At 71.3% G+C, this 15,626-nt stretch carries 12 protein-coding genes; 11 read left to right on the top strand and 1 reads right to left on the bottom strand.

Annotation, left to right across the window (positions count from 1 at the left end):
- The first annotated feature begins 154 nt into the window (after nucleotides 1-154).
- The 4 genes from ABDJ40_RS00160 to ABDJ40_RS00145 are packed head-to-tail and all read left to right on the top strand — an operon-like array spanning nucleotide 155 to nucleotide 4,972.
- Nucleotides 155-1,123, top strand: coding sequence for an ABC transporter permease (locus ABDJ40_RS00160; RefSeq protein ID WP_347604461.1), 969 nt, complete (start codon nucleotides 155-157; stop codon nucleotides 1,121-1,123).
- Nucleotides 1,116-1,961, top strand: a complete 846-nt coding sequence (locus ABDJ40_RS00155; protein WP_347604458.1) for an ABC transporter permease — start codon at nucleotides 1,116-1,118, stop codon at nucleotides 1,959-1,961. The genes ABDJ40_RS00160 and ABDJ40_RS00155 overlap by 8 nt, the downstream gene beginning before the upstream one ends.
- Before the next feature lie 28 nt (nucleotides 1,962-1,989).
- Nucleotides 1,990-3,495: an ABC transporter substrate-binding protein gene (locus ABDJ40_RS00150; RefSeq protein WP_347604455.1), complete on the top strand. Its 1,506-nt coding sequence runs from the start codon at nucleotides 1,990-1,992 to the stop codon at nucleotides 3,493-3,495.
- A 7-nt stretch (nucleotides 3,496-3,502) separates the two neighbouring features.
- Entirely contained in the window at nucleotides 3,503-4,972 is a 1,470-nt protein-coding gene (locus tag ABDJ40_RS00145; RefSeq protein WP_347604452.1) for an amidase, read from the top strand.
- On the opposite strand, the gene ABDJ40_RS00140 is transcribed toward ABDJ40_RS00145, so the two are convergent.
- A complete protein-coding gene (locus ABDJ40_RS00140; RefSeq protein ID WP_347604449.1) occupies nucleotides 4,957-5,886 on the bottom strand; it encodes a carbohydrate kinase family protein in 930 nt (309 codons plus the stop codon). The two genes, ABDJ40_RS00145 and ABDJ40_RS00140, sit on opposite strands and share 16 nt — an antisense overlap.
- Before the next feature lie 112 nt (nucleotides 5,887-5,998).
- Here ABDJ40_RS00140 and ABDJ40_RS00135 point away from each other — a divergent pair, with 112 nt between their 5' ends.
- The 7 genes from ABDJ40_RS00135 (at nucleotide 5,999) to fdhF (ending at nucleotide 15,620) form a co-directional block, all read left to right on the top strand.
- Entirely contained in the window at nucleotides 5,999-6,868 is an 870-nt protein-coding gene (locus ABDJ40_RS00135; RefSeq protein WP_347604447.1) for a substrate-binding periplasmic protein, read from the top strand.
- Nucleotides 6,869-6,894: 26 nt separating this feature from the next.
- The gene (locus tag ABDJ40_RS00130) at nucleotides 6,895-7,782 is read left to right on the top strand and encodes a hypothetical protein (RefSeq protein WP_347604445.1); all 888 of its coding nucleotides are present in this window, start codon (nucleotides 6,895-6,897) and stop codon (nucleotides 7,780-7,782) included.
- A complete protein-coding gene (locus tag ABDJ40_RS00125; RefSeq protein ID WP_269632416.1) occupies nucleotides 7,779-8,723 on the top strand; it encodes a LysR family transcriptional regulator in 945 nt (314 codons plus the stop codon). Before ABDJ40_RS00130 ends, ABDJ40_RS00125 begins: the two co-directional genes overlap by 4 nt.
- A gap of 195 nt (nucleotides 8,724-8,918) precedes the next feature.
- The gene (locus ABDJ40_RS00120; protein ID WP_347604441.1) at nucleotides 8,919-10,592 is read left to right on the top strand and encodes an OFA family MFS transporter; all 1,674 of its coding nucleotides are present in this window, start codon (nucleotides 8,919-8,921) and stop codon (nucleotides 10,590-10,592) included.
- Nucleotides 10,593-10,702: 110 nt separating this feature from the next.
- Nucleotides 10,703-11,167, top strand: a complete 465-nt coding sequence (locus ABDJ40_RS00115; RefSeq protein ID WP_347604438.1) for a formate dehydrogenase subunit gamma — start codon at nucleotides 10,703-10,705, stop codon at nucleotides 11,165-11,167.
- A complete protein-coding gene (locus ABDJ40_RS00110) occupies nucleotides 11,167-12,732 on the top strand; it encodes a formate dehydrogenase beta subunit (protein ID WP_347604435.1) in 1,566 nt (521 codons plus the stop codon). Before ABDJ40_RS00115 ends, ABDJ40_RS00110 begins: the two co-directional genes overlap by 1 nt.
- Nucleotides 12,729-15,620, top strand: a complete 2,892-nt coding sequence (gene fdhF / locus ABDJ40_RS00105; protein WP_347604432.1) for a formate dehydrogenase subunit alpha — start codon at nucleotides 12,729-12,731, stop codon at nucleotides 15,618-15,620. The genes ABDJ40_RS00110 and fdhF overlap by 4 nt, the downstream gene beginning before the upstream one ends.
- Nucleotides 15,621-15,626 lie beyond the last annotated feature (6 nt).

The following is a 15,626-nucleotide window of genomic DNA, read 5'->3' as shown; positions in this document are numbered from 1 at the left end:
AGGGCCGGACGCAGGTCCGGTGCAATGCGCAAAAGTCTAACGTTCTGAAGGATGCGGTTCCAGGATGCCGGGACTGCCGATGCGCTCATCGAACAGGCGATGGGGGGATGATCCCCCCGGTGGGGGATGCGGCCCGGCCATGCAGAATGCCGGCATGCCCGCCCTGCTCCGTCCCAGCCTGCACCTGGTCCTCACCCTGGCCCTGGCCTCGGTGCTGGTCTTCGCCAGCCTGGAGCTGCTGCCGGGCCATGCCGCCGCGCTGATGCTGGGGCCCGATGCCGCCCCCGATGCCGTGCAGGCCCTGAGCCACGAGCTGGGCCTGGACCAGCCGGCCTGGCAGCGCTACGGGCAGTGGATCGCCGGCCTGGTGCGCGGCGAGATGGGCCTGTCCTACGCCTACCGCACGCCCGTGGCGCCCATGCTGGTCGAGCGCCTGCGCCTGAGCCTGCCTCTCAGCGGCCTGGCGTTGGCGCTCACCGTGCTGGCCTCCCTGGGCCTGGGCCTGCTGGCCGCCGCTCGCCGCGGCCGCTGGGTGGACCACCTCCTGCTGGCCCTCAGCCAGCTGGGCCTGGCCCTGCCGGCCTTCTGGTTCGGCATGGGCCTGATGTGGCTGTTCGCGGTGCGCCTGCAGTGGCTGCCCGCAGGCGGCTTCCCCGGCTGGGAGGCCGAGCTGGGCGGTGGCTGGGGCCCGGCGCTGCAGGCACTGCTGCTGCCCGCCCTCGCCCTGGCCCTGACCCAGACCGCCCTGCTGGCCCGGCTGCTGCGCGCCAGCCTGCTGGACGTGCTGCAGGAGGACTATGTCCGCGCGGCCCGCGCCCGCGGCCTGCCCGAGGGCCGCGTGCTGCTGCGCCATGTGCTGCGCAATGCCCTGGTCCCGGTGCTGACCCAGCTGGGCACCCAGTTCGCCGGCCTGTTGGCGGGCGCCGTACTGATCGAGACCCTGTTCCAGCTGCCGGGGCTGGGCCAGCTGATCGCCCAGGCCATCGCCAACCGCGACCTGGTCGTGGTGCGCAATGCGGTGATGCTGCTGGTGGCCCTGGTGCTGCTGCTCAACTGGGCCGTGGACCTGCTCAATGCCTGGCTGGACCCGCGCCTGCGCCGGCCGGAGGCAGCGCATGACTGAGGGTCAGGTCTTGCCGTCATCCCTCCTGCAGCGGCTGCGCGGCCATCCCAGGCTGCTGGCCGGCCTGACGCTGTGGGGCCTGCTGATGGCGGCGGCGGCGGCCAGCCTGCTGCTGCCCGAGGCCGGCCAGCTGCCGGTGGACCTGGCCCGGCGCCTCCAGGGGCCTGGCCCCGGCCACTGGCTGGGCACTGACGCCCTGGGCCGCGACCTGCTCTCGCTGCTGCTGGGCGGCGCGCGCAATGCCCTGGGCGTGGGCCTGATCGCCACGGGCCTGTCCCTGGGCCTGGGCCTGCCGCTGGGCCTGCTGGCGGCCTCGCAGGGCGGGTGGGTGGACCGGCTGATCAGCCGCCTCGGCGACCTCGGCCAGGCTTTCCCCGCCCTGCTGCTGGCCATCCTGATGGCCGCCAGCCTCGGGCCGGGCATGGGTGTGGCGATGCTCGCCATCGGCCTGCACGGCGTGCCGGCCTGCCTGCGCCTGGTGCGCGCGGCGGCGCGGGTGCAGTGGCAGCGCGACTATGTGCGGGCGGCTCGCGCCTTCGGCCGCCCGGGCTGGCAGATCGCCCGCGTCCATGTGCTGCCGAACATCGCCTCGCCCCTCCTGGTGCTGGCCAGCAACCAGTTCGCCCTGGCCCTGCTGGCCGAGGCCGCCCTCGCCTATCTGGGCCTGGGTACGCAGGCGCCCGCGCCCAGCTGGGGCCGCATGCTGGCCGAAGCCCAGACCTGGCTGTTCGAGGCCCCGCAGCTGGCGCTGCTGCCGGGCCTGTGCCTGATGCTGTCCGTGCTGGGCCTGCAGCTGCTGGCCGACGGCCTGCGGGACTGGCTGGACCCGCGCGGCTGAGCCCGCCGCCCATGCCATGATGGCGGCCATGGACCGCCGCCACCTCCTGCATGCCCTGCCCGCTCTGGGCGTCCTCGGCGCCAGCCTGGCCCTGCCCGCGCTGGCCCAGCCCCGCGGGCGCGACGCCGTCGTGATCGGCATGACCCTGGAGCCCCCGGGCCTGGACCCCACCGTGGGCGCGGCCTCCGCCATCGCCGAGGTGGTGCACTACAACGTCTTCGAGACCCTCACCCGCATCGGCCCGGACGGCCAGGTGGGGCCGGGCCTCGCACGCTCCTGGGAGGTCTCGCCGGACCTGCGGACCTACACCTTCCGCCTGCGCCGCGGCGTGCGCTTCCACAACGGTGAGCCCTTCACCGCCGCCGCCGTGAAGTTCAGCTTCGAGCGGGCCGGCGGCGAGGCCAGCACCAACAAGGACAAGCGCGTCTTCGCCAATATCGCGGTGATCGGCAATCCAGAGCCCGAGGTGCTGGTCCTCGTGCTGAAGCAGGCCGAGCCGGACTTTCTCTTCCTGATCGGCCAGGCCACCGCCGCCATCGTCGAGCCCAGAAGCGCGGCCACCAACGCCCAGCAGCCGGTGGGCACCGGGCCCTACCAGATGGCCGGATGGGTGCGTGGCGCCAGCCTGCAGCTCAAGACCTTCGAGGGCTATGCCCAGCGGGGCCAGCCCCTGCCGCCCATCCGCCGCGCCACCTTCCGCTTCATCAGCGACCCGGCCGCGCAGATGGCGGCCCTGCTGTCGGGCGACGTCGACGCCTTCCCCCGCGTGGCCGCGGCGCGCAGCCTGGAGCAGTTCAAGCGTCAGCCCCAGCGCTTCCAGCTGATCATCGCCGGCTCGCGGGCCAAGACCCTGCTGGCCATGAACCACCGGCGCAAGCCGCTGGACGACGTGCGCGTGCGCCGCGCCCTGTCCATGGCCCTGGACCGCAAGGCCCTGATCACCGTCGCCGCGGATGGCTTCGGCCTGCCCATCGGCAGCCACTACGTGCCCGACGCCCCAGGCTACGTGGACCTCACCGGCCTCAACCCCCACGACCCCGCCCGGGCCCGCACCCTGCTGAAGGAGGCCGGCGTCAGGGACCTGGCGCTGACGCTCAAGCTGCCCCCCGCCCCCTATGCCCGCCAGGGCGGCGAGCTGGTGGCGGCGCAGCTGGCGCAGGTGGGCGTGCAGGTGAAGCTGGAGAACATCGAGTGGGCGCAGTGGCTGTCCGGTGTCTACGGCGCCCACAACTACGACCTCACCCTGATCTCGCACGTGGAGCCCTTCGACCTGGGCAACTTCGCCAAGCCCGGCTACTACTGGGGCTACGAGAGCAAGGCCTTCAATGATCTGTGGCAGCGCTACCTGGCCAGCACGCGCGAGGCCGAGCGCCTCAAGCTGCTGGGCGAGATGCAGCGCCGCATCGCCGAGGACGCCGTGGCCGCCTGGCTCTACCAGCCGCAGTGGATCACCGTGGCGCAGGCCCGGCTCAAGGGCCTGTGGACCGGCATGCCCATCTTCGTCAACGACCTGGCGGCGCTGCGCTGGGAATGAGGAACGGATGCAAGACCTGACCCCTGCCGCGGCGTCCGACTCCGCCGCGCCCGTCCACGAATGGCCGGCCCTGCGCCTGCTGCGGGCCTATGAGTCGCGCGAGCTCAGCCCCGTCGAGGTGCTGGACAGCCTGGCCGCCCATGCGCAGCGCTGGGAGCCGCAGCTGCAGGCGCTGTATGCCCCCGACTTCGACGCCGCACGCGAGGCCGCACGCGCCTCCGAGGCCCGCTGGGCACGCGGCGAGCCGCTGGCCGTGCCCGTGGCCGGCCAGCGCATCACCCTGGACGGCCTGCCGCTGACGCTCAAGGAGAACATCGCCAGCCGCGGCACGCCCGTCCCCCTGGGCACGGCCGCCACCGAGCTGCAGCCCGCCGCCGAGGACGCGCCCCCCGCCGCCCGGGCCCGCGAGCTGGGCGCCGTGCTCTTCGCCAAGACCACCATGCCGGACTACGGCATGCTCAGCTCCGGACTCTCCAGCTTCCACCCGCTCACCCGCAATCCCTGGGACCTGCGCAAGAACCCGGGCGGCTCCAGCGCCGGGGCCGCGGCCGCGGCCGCCGCGGGCTACGGGCCGCTGCACGTGGGCACGGACATCGGCGGATCCATCCGCCTGCCCGCAGGCTGGTGCGGGCTCTTCGGGCTCAAGCCCAGCCTGGGGCGCATCCCCATCAAGCCGCCCTTTGCGGGGCGCGTGGCCGGCCCGATGACCCGGCGCGTCGAGGACGCCGCCCTGCTGATGGCCGCCCTGGCCCGCCCCGACTGGCGCGACGGCATGAGCCTGCCGCCGCAAGAGCTGCCCTGGCTGGACCTCAACCTGGACCTGCGCGGCCTGCGCATCGGCCTGATGCTTGACGCCGGCTGGGGCCTGACGGTGGACAGCGAGGTCGCCGCCGCCGTGGACGAGGTGGCGCGGCGCCTGGCGGCGGCCGGGTGCCAGGTCTTGCCCATGGGCCCCTGCTCCACCCGCGCCATGATCGACGGCCTGGACGCCTTCTGGCGCATGCGCTCCTGGCTGGACATCTCGGCCCTGCCCGAGGAGCGCCGCGCCCGCGTGCTGCCCTACATCCGCGCCTGGGTGGACCGCGGCGCCCAGCTGACGGCCAGCGAGCTCTTCCACGGCTACAGCCAGATGGCCGCCCTGCGCGACGCGGCGCTGGCGACCTGCCAGCCCTTCGACTTCGTGATCTCGCCGACCTGCCCCGTGCCCAGCTTCCCGGCGGAATGGGCCAGCCCCATCCACGACCCGCAGCGCCCCTTCGAGCACATCGCCTTCACCCTGCCCTTCAACATGAGCGAGCAGCCGGCGTCCACGCTCAATGCGGGCTTCACGGGCGCGGACCTGCCCATCGGCGTGCAGGTGGTGGGGCGGCGCTTCGATGACCTCGGCGTGCTGCGCCTGAGCCGCCAGCTCGAAGACCTGCTGGCGGACCGCCAGCGGCCCTGGCCGCAGCGCCCCGACGCTCAGGCCAGCAGCTGAACCTGCGCAGCCAGCGCGCGCACCTCGGCCAGGCTGGGCGCGCGCGCACCGGCCTGCAGGCAGGCGGCCGCGCCGGCGGCCATGGCGAAGCGCAGCTGGGCTTCCTCGCCGTCCTCGTGCAGGCAGGCGTAGATGAAACCGGCCATGGCGGCATCGCCTGCGCCCACGGTGTCGACCACCTCGACGGCCAGAGCGCTGGCCGACCATTCCTGCGTGCCCTTGTAGAGCGTCGCGCCCTCGGCACCGCGGGTGTAGAGCAGCCGGGCCTGCGGGTTCCAGGCGGCCAGCTGGCCCAGGCCCAGGTGGGCCGTGGGGCTGCGGAAGAGGCCGCAGAGGTCTTCGTCGGACACCTTGATCACGTCGGCCAGGCGGCTCATGCGCTCCAGGGTGTCGTCGTAGCGGTTGTCCATGCCCTGGCGGTAGTTGGGGTCGTAGCTGATGGTCACGCCCTGGGCCTTGAGCGACTCCGCCAGCTCCACCAGGCGGCCGGCCAGGGGCTCGCGGTTGAGGCTGATGCCGCCAAAATGCGCCCAACGCACAAACTGCCGCCAGCCCTGGGGCAGGCCGCTGGGGTGGAAGTGCAGGTCGGCGCTGTCGTCGCCGACGAAGAAGTAGCGCGGCGGGTGGGTTTCATGGACCACCGCCAGCAGCGGCGAGCGCTCGACCTGCTGCAGGAAGCGCGGGTCCAGGCTGGCGTCCAGGCTCTCCTGCCACAGGGCCTGGCCGAAGACGTCGCAGCTCACGGCCCCGCCGAAAGCCGAGAGCTCGCCCAGGGTGGACAGGGCCCGCGCCACGTTCCAGGGCGCGCCGCCGCAGCGGCTGATCCAGCTGTCCAGGCCGGTGCAGATGAGGTCCGTCAAGGCTTCGCCGAAAGCGACGAAACGGGGCAGGTCGGCATGGAGGACTGGGCTCATACTGTGCATTGCAGCGCCGTCTTTCACACTCCGCAAGCCCTCTGTGGCGGGAGAACGATGACAGGCGCGCACAGCGATTCCACAATCGATGCCAATCCCGCTGTCCCTCACGATGGATCGACGTTGCCTGCTCCTGAGCCTGCTCGCCGGCGCCCATGTCGCCCGAGCGGCGGACGCCGTGATCGGTTACCCGAGCTATGCAGACTCCGATGCGCAGGACCCCATCCACCAGTTCCACCTGGCCGTGCTGCGCCTGGCCCTGGAGCGCAGCGGCGGCCATTACCGCCTGCAGCCGGTGCGCAAGCCGGTGGGCCAGGGACGGGCGATCCGCGAACTGGCCGGCGGCGGCTCCGACCTGGACCTGCTCTGGAGCATGACCAGCGAGGAGCGCGAGCAGCTGCTGCTGCCGGTGCGCATCCCCATCGACCGCGGCCTGATGGGCTGGCGCCTGCTGCTGATCCGGCGCAGCGACGCCGAGCGCTTCGCCGCCATCCGCAACCTGGAGACCCTCCGGGACCTGACCGCAGGCCAGCTGCACGACTGGCCGGACACCGCCATCCTGCGCGCCAACGGCATGGCGGTGGGCACGACCAGCGTCTACGGCAGCCTCTTCACCATGCTCAGCCGGGGGCGGGTGGACTACTTCCCGCGCTCGGTGCTGGAGATCCAGGACGAGATGCAGCAGTTCGGCTCGGCCCACGAGCTGATGATCGCCCCCGGGCTGATGCTGCGCTACCCGACGGCCAACTACTTCTTCGTCAATCGCCAGAACCAGGCCCTCGCGGCCGACCTGCAGCGCGGCCTGGATCGCCTGCTGGACGAGGGCACGCTGCACGGCCTCTTCATGAGCCACTTCCGCGCACGGCTCAAGCCCTTGCGCCTGGCCGAGCGGCGCGAACTGAACCTCAGGAATCCCCTGCTGCCGAGCGCAACGCCGCTGCAGCGGGCGGAGCTGTGGGCTGATCCGGCGCAGTTCTCCTGAGGCCCGGACGCCCCTGCGTGAACCGCATGCCCTACCCGCCCCCCCTGCTGTCCCGCCGCGGCCTGCTGCTGAGCCTGCTGGCGCCGGGCGTGGTCCGGGCCCAGCCCGTGACCCGGGTGGTGTACCCCGAGCACGAAGCCTTCCATGACCCCCAGCTGAACTACATGCTGGACGTGCTGCGCCTGGCCCTGTCCCAGGGCCCCAATGCCTACGAGGTCCATGCCAGCGGCACGGCCATGACCCAGGGCCGGGGCCTGCGCGAGCTGGAGTTCGGGCGAGGCGACATCAACCTGCTGTGGAGCATGACCAGCCGCGAGCGCGAGAAGTCGCTGCTGGCGGTCCGCATTCCCCTGGACCGCGGCATCCTGGGCTGGCGCCTGCTGCTGGTGCGCGCGGCCGACCTGGAACGCTTCACCCGCATCCGCAGCCTGGACGCGCTTCGCAAGCTGCAGGCCGGCCAGATGCACGACTGGCCGGACACGGAGATCCTGCGCCACAACGGTCTGCCGGTCGGCACGGCCAGCATGTACGAGAAGCTCTTCCAGATGCTGGCCCGCAGCCGCATCGACTACTTCCCGCGCTCCGTGATGGAGATCGAGGACGAGCTGCTGCGCTACGGCCGCACCCTGGACCTCGCCATCGCGCCACGCCTGATGCTGCGCTACCCCACGGCCAACTACTTCTTCGTCAGCCCGCGCTTTGCGCAGCTGGCCGAGGACCTGCGCCTGGGCCTTGAGAAGGCCATTGCCGAACGCAGCTTCCAGGCTCTCTTCACCCAGCATTTCCGCTCGCTGCTGCAGCGCCTGGAGGTCCCGCGACGCCTGGTGCTGAGGCTGGACAATCCCCTGCTCTCCTCCGAGACCCCGCTGCAGCGACCCGAGCTCTGGGCCGACCCCGCCAACCCCTTCTCATGAACCTCTTCGTCGCCCTGCGCTACCTCGTCGCCCTGGACGATCACAAGCATTTCGGCCGCGCCGCGCTGGCCTGCCATGTCACGCAGCCCGCGCTGTCCAATGCGCTGCGCGCCCTGGAGGAGCACTACGGCTGCGCCATCGTCAAGCGCGGGCGCAGCTTCGAGGGCTTCAGTGCCGAGGGCGAGCGCGTGCTGCACAGCGCCCGGCGCATGCTGCGCGAGCAGGAGCTGCTGGACCAGGACCTCAAGAGCCGCGCCGACGCGCCCCAGGGCCACCTGCTGGTGGGCGCCGTGCCCACGGCCATGCCCATCGCCGCACGCTTCGTGGCCCTGCTGCAGCGCCGCCATCCCGGCCTGCTGCCCACGCTGCGCTCGATGAGCTCCATCGAGCTGGAGACCGGCCTGGACCAGCTCGCCCTGGACCTGGGCCTGGGCTACACCGAGCGCATGGCCGAGACCCGCGTGCCCCTGCGCCTGCTGCCGCAGTACACCGAGGCCTACTTCCTCGTGCGCCGTGCCGAGCTGCCGTCCACCGGCGGCCTGCAGATGGGCCCGCCCCTGCCCTGGGCCGAGGCGGCCCGCCTGCCCCTGTGCCTGCTGAGCCCGGAAATGCACAACCGCCGCATCATCGACCGCGCCTTCGCCGAGGCGCAGGCCGAGGTGCGGCCGGCCATCGAGTCCAACTCCACCGTCACCCTGGTGACAGCGGTGCTGGCGGGCGGTGTTTGCAGCGTGCTGCCCGGCGCCCTGCTGGGCACGGTCCTGGAGCACGGCGGGCTGGAGGCTCGACCGCTGAGCCACCCCGAGGTGCGCATCCCCATCGCCTTCATGCTGCACAGCGCCAGCCGCCCCTCGCGGGCGCTGGAGGCCGCCCTGCAGCTGGCCCAGGAGCCCGAGTGGCTGGCGCAGGCCGCCCGGCATGCCGGCGAGCTGAGGGACTGAGGGCGCCCGGGATCGGCCGCACCCGATCCCCTTGCGCGCAAGCGATGTGGCGGACGGATGCTCGGGGGGGTGGCGGGGCCACCCTGATTTCGCACACTGATCGTCTCATCACGTAAAAGAATTGGACGCTGCTCCCCGGCGTGGCAACACTCGGCCCCGCACCGCACGAGTGCGCACAACACGCAGGAGACACGCATGTCCACGGTCCTCACCGGAGGCGCCCGCCCGCTGGGCGATGCCTCACCCGGCTTCCTCGACAAGGAACGCATCATCGCCCCGCCGGGCTTCAACCGCTGGCTGGTGCCGCCTGCGGCCCTGGCCATCCACCTGTGCATCGGCATGGCCTACGGCTTCTCGGTGTTCTGGCTGCCGCTCTCCAAGGCGCTGGGCATCAAGGAGGCGATCAAGTGCGGGCCTGAGATCGGCTTCTGGCAGGAGCTCTTCGTCACCAGCTGCGACTGGAAGGTCTCGACCCTGGGCTGGATGTACACCCTCTTCTTCGTGCTGCTGGGCAGCTCGGCCGCCATCTGGGGCGGCTGGCTGGAGCGCGCCGGCCCGCGCAAGGCCGGCGTGGTGAGCGCCGTCTGCTGGTGCGGCGGCATGCTGATCTCCGCCCTCGGGGTGCACCTGCACCAGTTCTGGCTGATGCTGCTGGGCTCGGGCGTGATCGGCGGCATCGGGCTGGGCCTGGGCTACATCTCGCCGGTCTCGACCCTGATCAAGTGGTTCCCCGACCGCCGCGGCATGGCCACGGGCATGGCCATCATGGGCTTCGGCGGCGGCGCCATGATCGGCTCGCCCCTGGCCGCCGAGCTGATGAAGGCCTTCGCCACCCCGACGGACGTGGGCGTGGCCTCGACCTTCGTCGTGATGGCCGCGGTCTATTTCGTCTTCATGATGGGCGGCGCGCTGTCCTACCGCGTGCCGGCCTCCGGCTGGAAGCCCGAGGGCTGGACCCCGCCGGCCGCACAGACGAGCAACGCGATGATCACCCAGCGCCATGTGCACGTGAAGAAGGTCTGGGGCATTCCGCAGTTCTGGCTGGTGTGGATGGTGCTGTGCATGAACGTCTCCGCCGGCATCGGCGTGATCGGCATGGCCAGCCCCATGCTGCAGGAGGTCTTCGGCGGCGCGCTGATCGGCATTCCGCAGAAGTTCGGCGAGCTGGACAAGGCCCAGCTCGCCGCCATCGCCGGCGTGGCCGCGGGCTTCACGGCGCTGCTCTCGCTCTTCAACATCGGCGGCCGCTTCTTCTGGGCCAGCCTCTCCGACAAGCTCGGCCGCAAGCTCACCTACGTGGTGTTCTTCGTGCTGGGCGGCCTGCTCTACGCCAGCGTGCCGGGCAGCGCCGCGGCGGGCTCCAAGCTGCTCTTCGTGGCGGCCTTCTGCGTGATCCTGTCGATGTACGGCGGCGGCTTCGCCACGGTGCCGGCCTACCTGGCCGACCTCTTCGGCACCCAGATGGTGGGCGCCATCCACGGCCGGCTGCTGACGGCCTGGGCCACGGCCGGCATCCTGGGCCCGGTGGTGGTGAACTACATGCGCGACTACCAGCTGGGGCTGGGCATCCCGCGCGAGCAGGTCTACAACCAGACCATGTTCATCCTGGTGGGCATGCTGGTGATCGGCCTCGTCTGCAACCTGCTGGTGCGCCCGGTGGCCGACAAGCACTTCATGAGCGACGCCGAGCTGGCCGAGGAAAAACGCCTGGCGCACGAGCGTGCCGCCGCGGCCGAGCTGGGTCCGGGCACCATGACCTTCCGCGGCACCTCGCCGCTGTGGGTGGCCCTGGCCTGGGCCGCCGTGGGCGTTCCCCTGGCCTGGGGCGTCTACAAGACGGTGCTGAGCGTCATGAAGTTCTTCGCCTGATCCCGGCCCGGCCGCCCTCCGACCCGTGGGGCCGGCCGTGGCCAGGGTCGCTCCCAACGGGGACAATGCGCAGCAAGGCTGCACGAGCAGCTCCCTTCCCGAGTTCCGCCATGGACCAACAGACCAACGACTCCCTCGCCGCCGTGCTGGCGGCCCACCCCCCGGCCCCCGGCGCCCTGCTGCCCCTGCTGCATGCGCTGCAGGACAGCCTGGGCCATGTGCCGCCCGAGGCCGTGCCCGCCATCGCCGAGCACCTGAACCTCTCGCGCGCCGAGGTCCATGGCGTGATCAGCTACTACCACTTCTTCCGCCAGCAGCCGCCGGGCCGCGCGGTGCTGCAGGTCTGCCGCGCCGAGGCCTGCCAGTCGCGCGGGGCCGAGGCCCTGCTGGCCCATGCCGAAGCGCGCCTGGGCTGCACCTCGCACAGCACGCGGGCCGATGGCGCCGTGACGCTGGAACCCGTCTACTGCCTGGGCCTGTGCGCGTCCTCGCCGGCCCTGATGCTCAACGAGCGCCTGCATGCGCGCATGAGCGCAGCGAAGCTGGACGCCCTGCTTGAGAAGGAGGGCCTCTGATGTCCGCCGTGAAGGTCTTCGTCCCCCGGGACTCCGCCGCGCTCGCCGTGGGCGCCGATGAGGTCGCCGCTGCACTGATTGCCGAATGCCAGTGCCGCGGCTTGAGCATCGAGCTGATCCGCAACGGCTCGCGCGGCCTGCTGTGGCTGGAGACGCTGGTCGAGGTCGAGGCCCCGCAAGGCCGCGTGGCCTACGGGCCGGTCGAGGCGGCCGATGTCCCCGCCCTGCTCGACGCCGGCCTGCTGAGCGGCGGCGCGCACCCGCTGTGCCACGGCCTCACCGAGCAGATCCCCTACCTCGCGCTGCAGGAGCGCCTGAGCTTCCGACGCATCGGCGTGACGGACCCGCTGTCCCTGGCCGACTACGAGGCCCACGAGGGCTGGGCCGGCCTGCGAAAGGCGCTGGCGCTCGACGGCGCCGGCATCGTCGCCGAGATCACCCATTCGGGCCTGCGCGGCCGCGGGGGGGCGGCTTTCCCGGCCGGCATCAAATGGCGCACGGTGCTGCAGACCGAGGCCGAGCAGAAGTACATCGTCTGCAACGCGGACGAGGGCGACTCCGGCACCTTCGCCGACCGCATGGTGATGGAGGGCGACCCCTACATGCTGATCGAGGGCATGGCCATCGCCGGCCTGGCGGTGGGCGCGGACCGGGGCTACGTCTACGTCCGCTCGGAGTACCCGCACTCGATCGCCGTGCTGAACGAGGCCATCGAGCGCGCCATGGCCGCCGGCTTCCTCGGCGCGAACCTGCTGGGCTCCGGCCGCGCCTTCCACCTGGAGGTGCGCAAGGGCGCCGGCTCCTATGTCTGCGGCGAGGAAACGGCCCTGCTGGAAAGCCTCGAAGGCAAGCGCGGCGTGGTGCGCGCCAAGCCGCCGCTGCCGGCGGTGCAAGGCCTCTTCGGCCAGCCCACGGTCATCAACAATGTGCTGACCTTCGCTGCCGCGCCGCTGATCCTGGCGCGCGGCGCACAGTTCTACCGCGACCACGGCGTGGGCCGCTCGCACGGCACCCTGCCCTTCCAGCTGGCCGGCAACATCAAGCACGGCGGCCTCGTCGAGAAGGCCTTCGGCCTGACGCTGCGCGAGCTGCTCTACGGCTTCGGCGGCGGCACGGCCACGGGCCGGCCCATCAAGGCCGTGCAGGTGGGCGGCCCGCTGGGCGCCTACGTGCCCGAGTCGCAATGGGACGTGCCGCTGGACTACGAGGCCTATGCCGCGATGGGCGCGGTGCTGGGCCACGGCGGCATCGTCGTGCATGACGACACAGCGGACCTCTCACAGCTGGCGCGCTACGCCATGGAGTTCTGCGCGATCGAGTCCTGCGGCAAGTGCACGCCCTGCCGCATCGGCTCGACGCGGGGCGTCGAGGTGATCGACCGTCTGCGCGCCGACCAGAACCGCGAGCAGCAGGTCGTGCTGCTGCGCGACCTCTGCGACACCATGCTGCACGGCTCGCTGTGCGCCATGGGCGGCATGACGCCCTACCCGGTGCTGTCCGCCCTCAACCATTACCCGCAAGACTTCGGCCTGACCCGCACGCAGGCGGCCGCGCAGGAGGCATGACCATGAACACCACCGAGATCGACTACGGCACGCCCCGCCGCGAATCCGAGCGCGAAGTCACGCTGGAAATCGACGGCCAGCCCGTCACCGTGCCCGCCGGCACCTCGCTGATGCGCGCGGCCGCCGAGGCGGGCGTGATGGTGCCCAAGCTCTGCGCGACCGACAGCCTGGAGCCCTTCGGCTCCTGCCGCCTGTGCCTCGTGGAGATCGATGGGCGCAAGGGCTTTCCGGCCTCCTGCACCACGCCGGTCGAGGCCGGCATGAAGGTGAAGACGCAAAGCCCGAAGCTGCAGCAGCTGCGCAAGGGCGTGATGGAGCTCTACATCTCCGACCACCCGCTGGACTGCCTCACCTGCAGCGCCAACGGCAACTGCGAGCTGCAGACGCAGGCCGGCGTCGTGGGCCTGCGCGAGGTGCGCTACGGTGTCGGTGAGAAGGCCGGCGCGCACCACTGCGACCTGCCCAAGGACGAGTCCAACCCCTACTTCACCTTCGACTCCAGCAAGTGCATCGTCTGCAACCGCTGCGTGCGCGCCTGCGAGGAGACGCAGGGCACCTTCGCGCTGACGATCTCGGGCCGCGGCTTCGAGTCCCGCGTCTCGCCGGGCCAGGACCAGCCCTTCATGGAGTCGGACTGCGTGTCCTGCGGCGCCTGCGTGCAGGCCTGCCCCACGGCCACGCTGCAGGAGAAGACCGTCATCCAGATCGGCCAGCCCGAGCACAGCGTCATCACCACCTGCGCCTACTGCGGCGTGGGCTGCGCCTTCAAGGCGGAAATGAAGGGCAGCCAGGTCGTCAACATGGTGCCCTGGAAGGACGGCAAGGCCAACGAGGGCCACAGCTGCATCAAGGGCCGTTTCGCCTGGGGCTATGCCACGCACCCGGACCGCATCACCAAGCCCATGATCCGCGCCAGCATCCAGGACCCCTGGCAGGAGGTCAGCTGGGAGGTGGCGCTGAACCACGCGGCCAGCGAGTTCCGCCGCATCCAGGCCAAGCATGGCCGTGATTCCATCGGCGGCATCACCTCGTCCCGCTGCACCAACGAGGAGACCTACCTCGTGCAAAAGCTGGTGCGCGCGGCCTTCGGCAACAACAACGTCGACACCTGCGCCCGCGTCTGCCACTCGCCCACCGGCTACGGCCTGGGCCAGACGCTGGGCACCTCGGCAGGCACGCAGACCTTCAAGTCCGTCGAGAAGGCCGATGTGGTGATGGTCATCGGTGCCAACCCGAGCGAGGCCCACCCGGTCTTCGGCTCGCGGCTGAAGAAGCGGCTGCGCGAGGGCGCGAAGCTGATCGTGGTGGACCCGCGCCGCATCGACCTCGTCAAGAGCCCGCACATCCAGGCGGCCCACCACCTGCAGCTCAAGCCCGGCACCAATGTGGCGGTGATCAGCGCGATGGCGCATGTCGTCGTCACCGAGGGTCTGGTCAACGAGGCCTATGTGGCCGAGCGCTGCGACCCCAAGAGCTACGCGCAGTGGAGCGAGTTTGTCTCGCGCCCCGAGAACTCGCCCGAGGCGCTGGAGGCCGCCAGCGGCGTGCCGGCGGCCGAGGTGCGCGCCGCGGCGCGGCTCTATGCCACCGGCGGCAATGCGGCCATCTACTACGGCCTGGGCGTCACCGAGCACAGCCAGGGCTCGACCATGGTGATGGGCATCGCCAACCTCGCCATGGCCACCGGCAACGTGGGCCGCGAGGGCGTGGGCGTGAACCCGCTGCGCGGCCAGAACAATGTGCAGGGCAGCTGCGACATGGGCAGCTTCCCGCACGAGCTGCCCGGCTACCGCCACATCAGCGACAGCACCGTGCGCGGCCAGTTCGAGGCCGCCTGGGGCGTGACGCTGAACCCCGAGCCGGGCCTGCGCATTCCCAACATGCTCGACGCGGCCCTCTCCGGCAGCTTCAAGGGCCTGTACTGCGAGGGCGAGGACATCGTGCAGTCCGACCCCAACACCCAGCACGTGGCCGCCGCGATGATGGCCATGGAATGCGTGGTGGTGCAGGACATCTTCCTCAACGAGACCGCCAAGTACGCGCACGTCTTCCTGCCGGGCTCCAGCTTCCTGGAGAAGGATGGCACCTTCACCAACGCCGAGCGCCGCATCAGCCGCGTGCGCAAGGTCATGCCCCCGCTGGGCGGCTATGCCGACTGGGAGGTGACGGTCAAGCTGGCCGAGGCCCTGGGCTATCCGATGCACTACCGCAATCCCGAGGAGATCATGCAGGAGATCGCCGCGCTGACCCCGACCTTCGCCGGCGTCAGCTACGAGAAGATCGAGCGCCTGGGCAGCGTGCAATGGCCCTGCAACGACAGCACGGACGAAGCCGGCACGGCCATCATGCACGTGGGCAAGTTCGTGCGCGGCCAGGGTCGCTTCATCATCACCCAGTACGTGCCGACGGACGAGAAGGTCACCCGCAAGTTCCCCCTGCTTCTGACCACCGGCCGCATCCTGAGCCAGTACAACGTGGGCGCCCAGACGCGCCGCACCGAGAACAGCCAGTGGCACAGCGAGGACGTGCTGGAGATCCACCCGCATGACGCCGAGGAGCGCGGCATCGCCGAGGGCGACTGGGTGGGCATCCACAGCCGCGCCGGCGAGACCGTGCTGCGCGCCACGTTGACCGAGCGGGTGCAGCCGGGCGTGGTCTACACCACCTTCCATTTCCCCGAGTCCGGCGCCAACGTCATCACGACCGACAACTCCGACTGGGCCACCAACTGCCCCGAGTACAAGGTGACCGCCGTGCAGGTGATGAAGGTGATGCAGGCTCAAGCCCTCTCGCCGTGGCAGAAGGAGTTCAACCGCTTCGATGCCCTGCAGCAGGAGCTGCTGCACGCCGCGCAGCAGCCCGCGGAGGCCGTGCATGGCGGCAAATGAGGCCCC

It is taken from the genome of Roseateles flavus (assembly GCF_039872765.1).
GTDB lineage: Bacteria > Pseudomonadota > Gammaproteobacteria > Burkholderiales > Burkholderiaceae_C > Roseateles_B > Roseateles_B flavus.
Note: the sequence above shows the minus strand (reverse complement) of the source record. Positions and strands in the feature narration are given on the sequence as shown.

Excerpts from the sequence above, each read along its gene's own strand:
- ABDJ40_RS00160 (WP_347604461.1), top strand. The coding sequence starts at position 155 with ATGCCCGCCCTGCTCCGTCCCAGCCTGCACCTGGTCCTCACCCTGGCC.
- ABDJ40_RS00155 (WP_347604458.1), top strand. The coding sequence starts at position 1,116 with ATGACTGAGGGTCAGGTCTTGCCGTCATCCCTCCTGCAGCGGCTGCGC.
- ABDJ40_RS00150 (WP_347604455.1), top strand. The coding sequence starts at position 1,990 with ATGGACCGCCGCCACCTCCTGCATGCCCTGCCCGCTCTGGGCGTCCTC.
- ABDJ40_RS00145 (WP_347604452.1), top strand. The coding sequence starts at position 3,503 with ATGCAAGACCTGACCCCTGCCGCGGCGTCCGACTCCGCCGCGCCCGTC.
- ABDJ40_RS00140 (WP_347604449.1), bottom strand. The coding sequence starts at position 5,886 with ATGAGCCCAGTCCTCCATGCCGACCTGCCCCGTTTCGTCGCTTTCGGC.
- ABDJ40_RS00135 (WP_347604447.1), top strand. The coding sequence starts at position 5,999 with ATGGATCGACGTTGCCTGCTCCTGAGCCTGCTCGCCGGCGCCCATGTC.
- ABDJ40_RS00130 (WP_347604445.1), top strand. The coding sequence starts at position 6,895 with ATGCCCTACCCGCCCCCCCTGCTGTCCCGCCGCGGCCTGCTGCTGAGC.
- ABDJ40_RS00125 (WP_269632416.1), top strand. The coding sequence starts at position 7,779 with ATGAACCTCTTCGTCGCCCTGCGCTACCTCGTCGCCCTGGACGATCAC.
- ABDJ40_RS00120 (WP_347604441.1), top strand. The coding sequence starts at position 8,919 with ATGTCCACGGTCCTCACCGGAGGCGCCCGCCCGCTGGGCGATGCCTCA.
- ABDJ40_RS00115 (WP_347604438.1), top strand. The coding sequence starts at position 10,703 with ATGGACCAACAGACCAACGACTCCCTCGCCGCCGTGCTGGCGGCCCAC.
- ABDJ40_RS00110 (WP_347604435.1), top strand. The coding sequence starts at position 11,167 with ATGTCCGCCGTGAAGGTCTTCGTCCCCCGGGACTCCGCCGCGCTCGCC.
- fdhF (WP_347604432.1), top strand. The coding sequence starts at position 12,729 with ATGACCATGAACACCACCGAGATCGACTACGGCACGCCCCGCCGCGAA.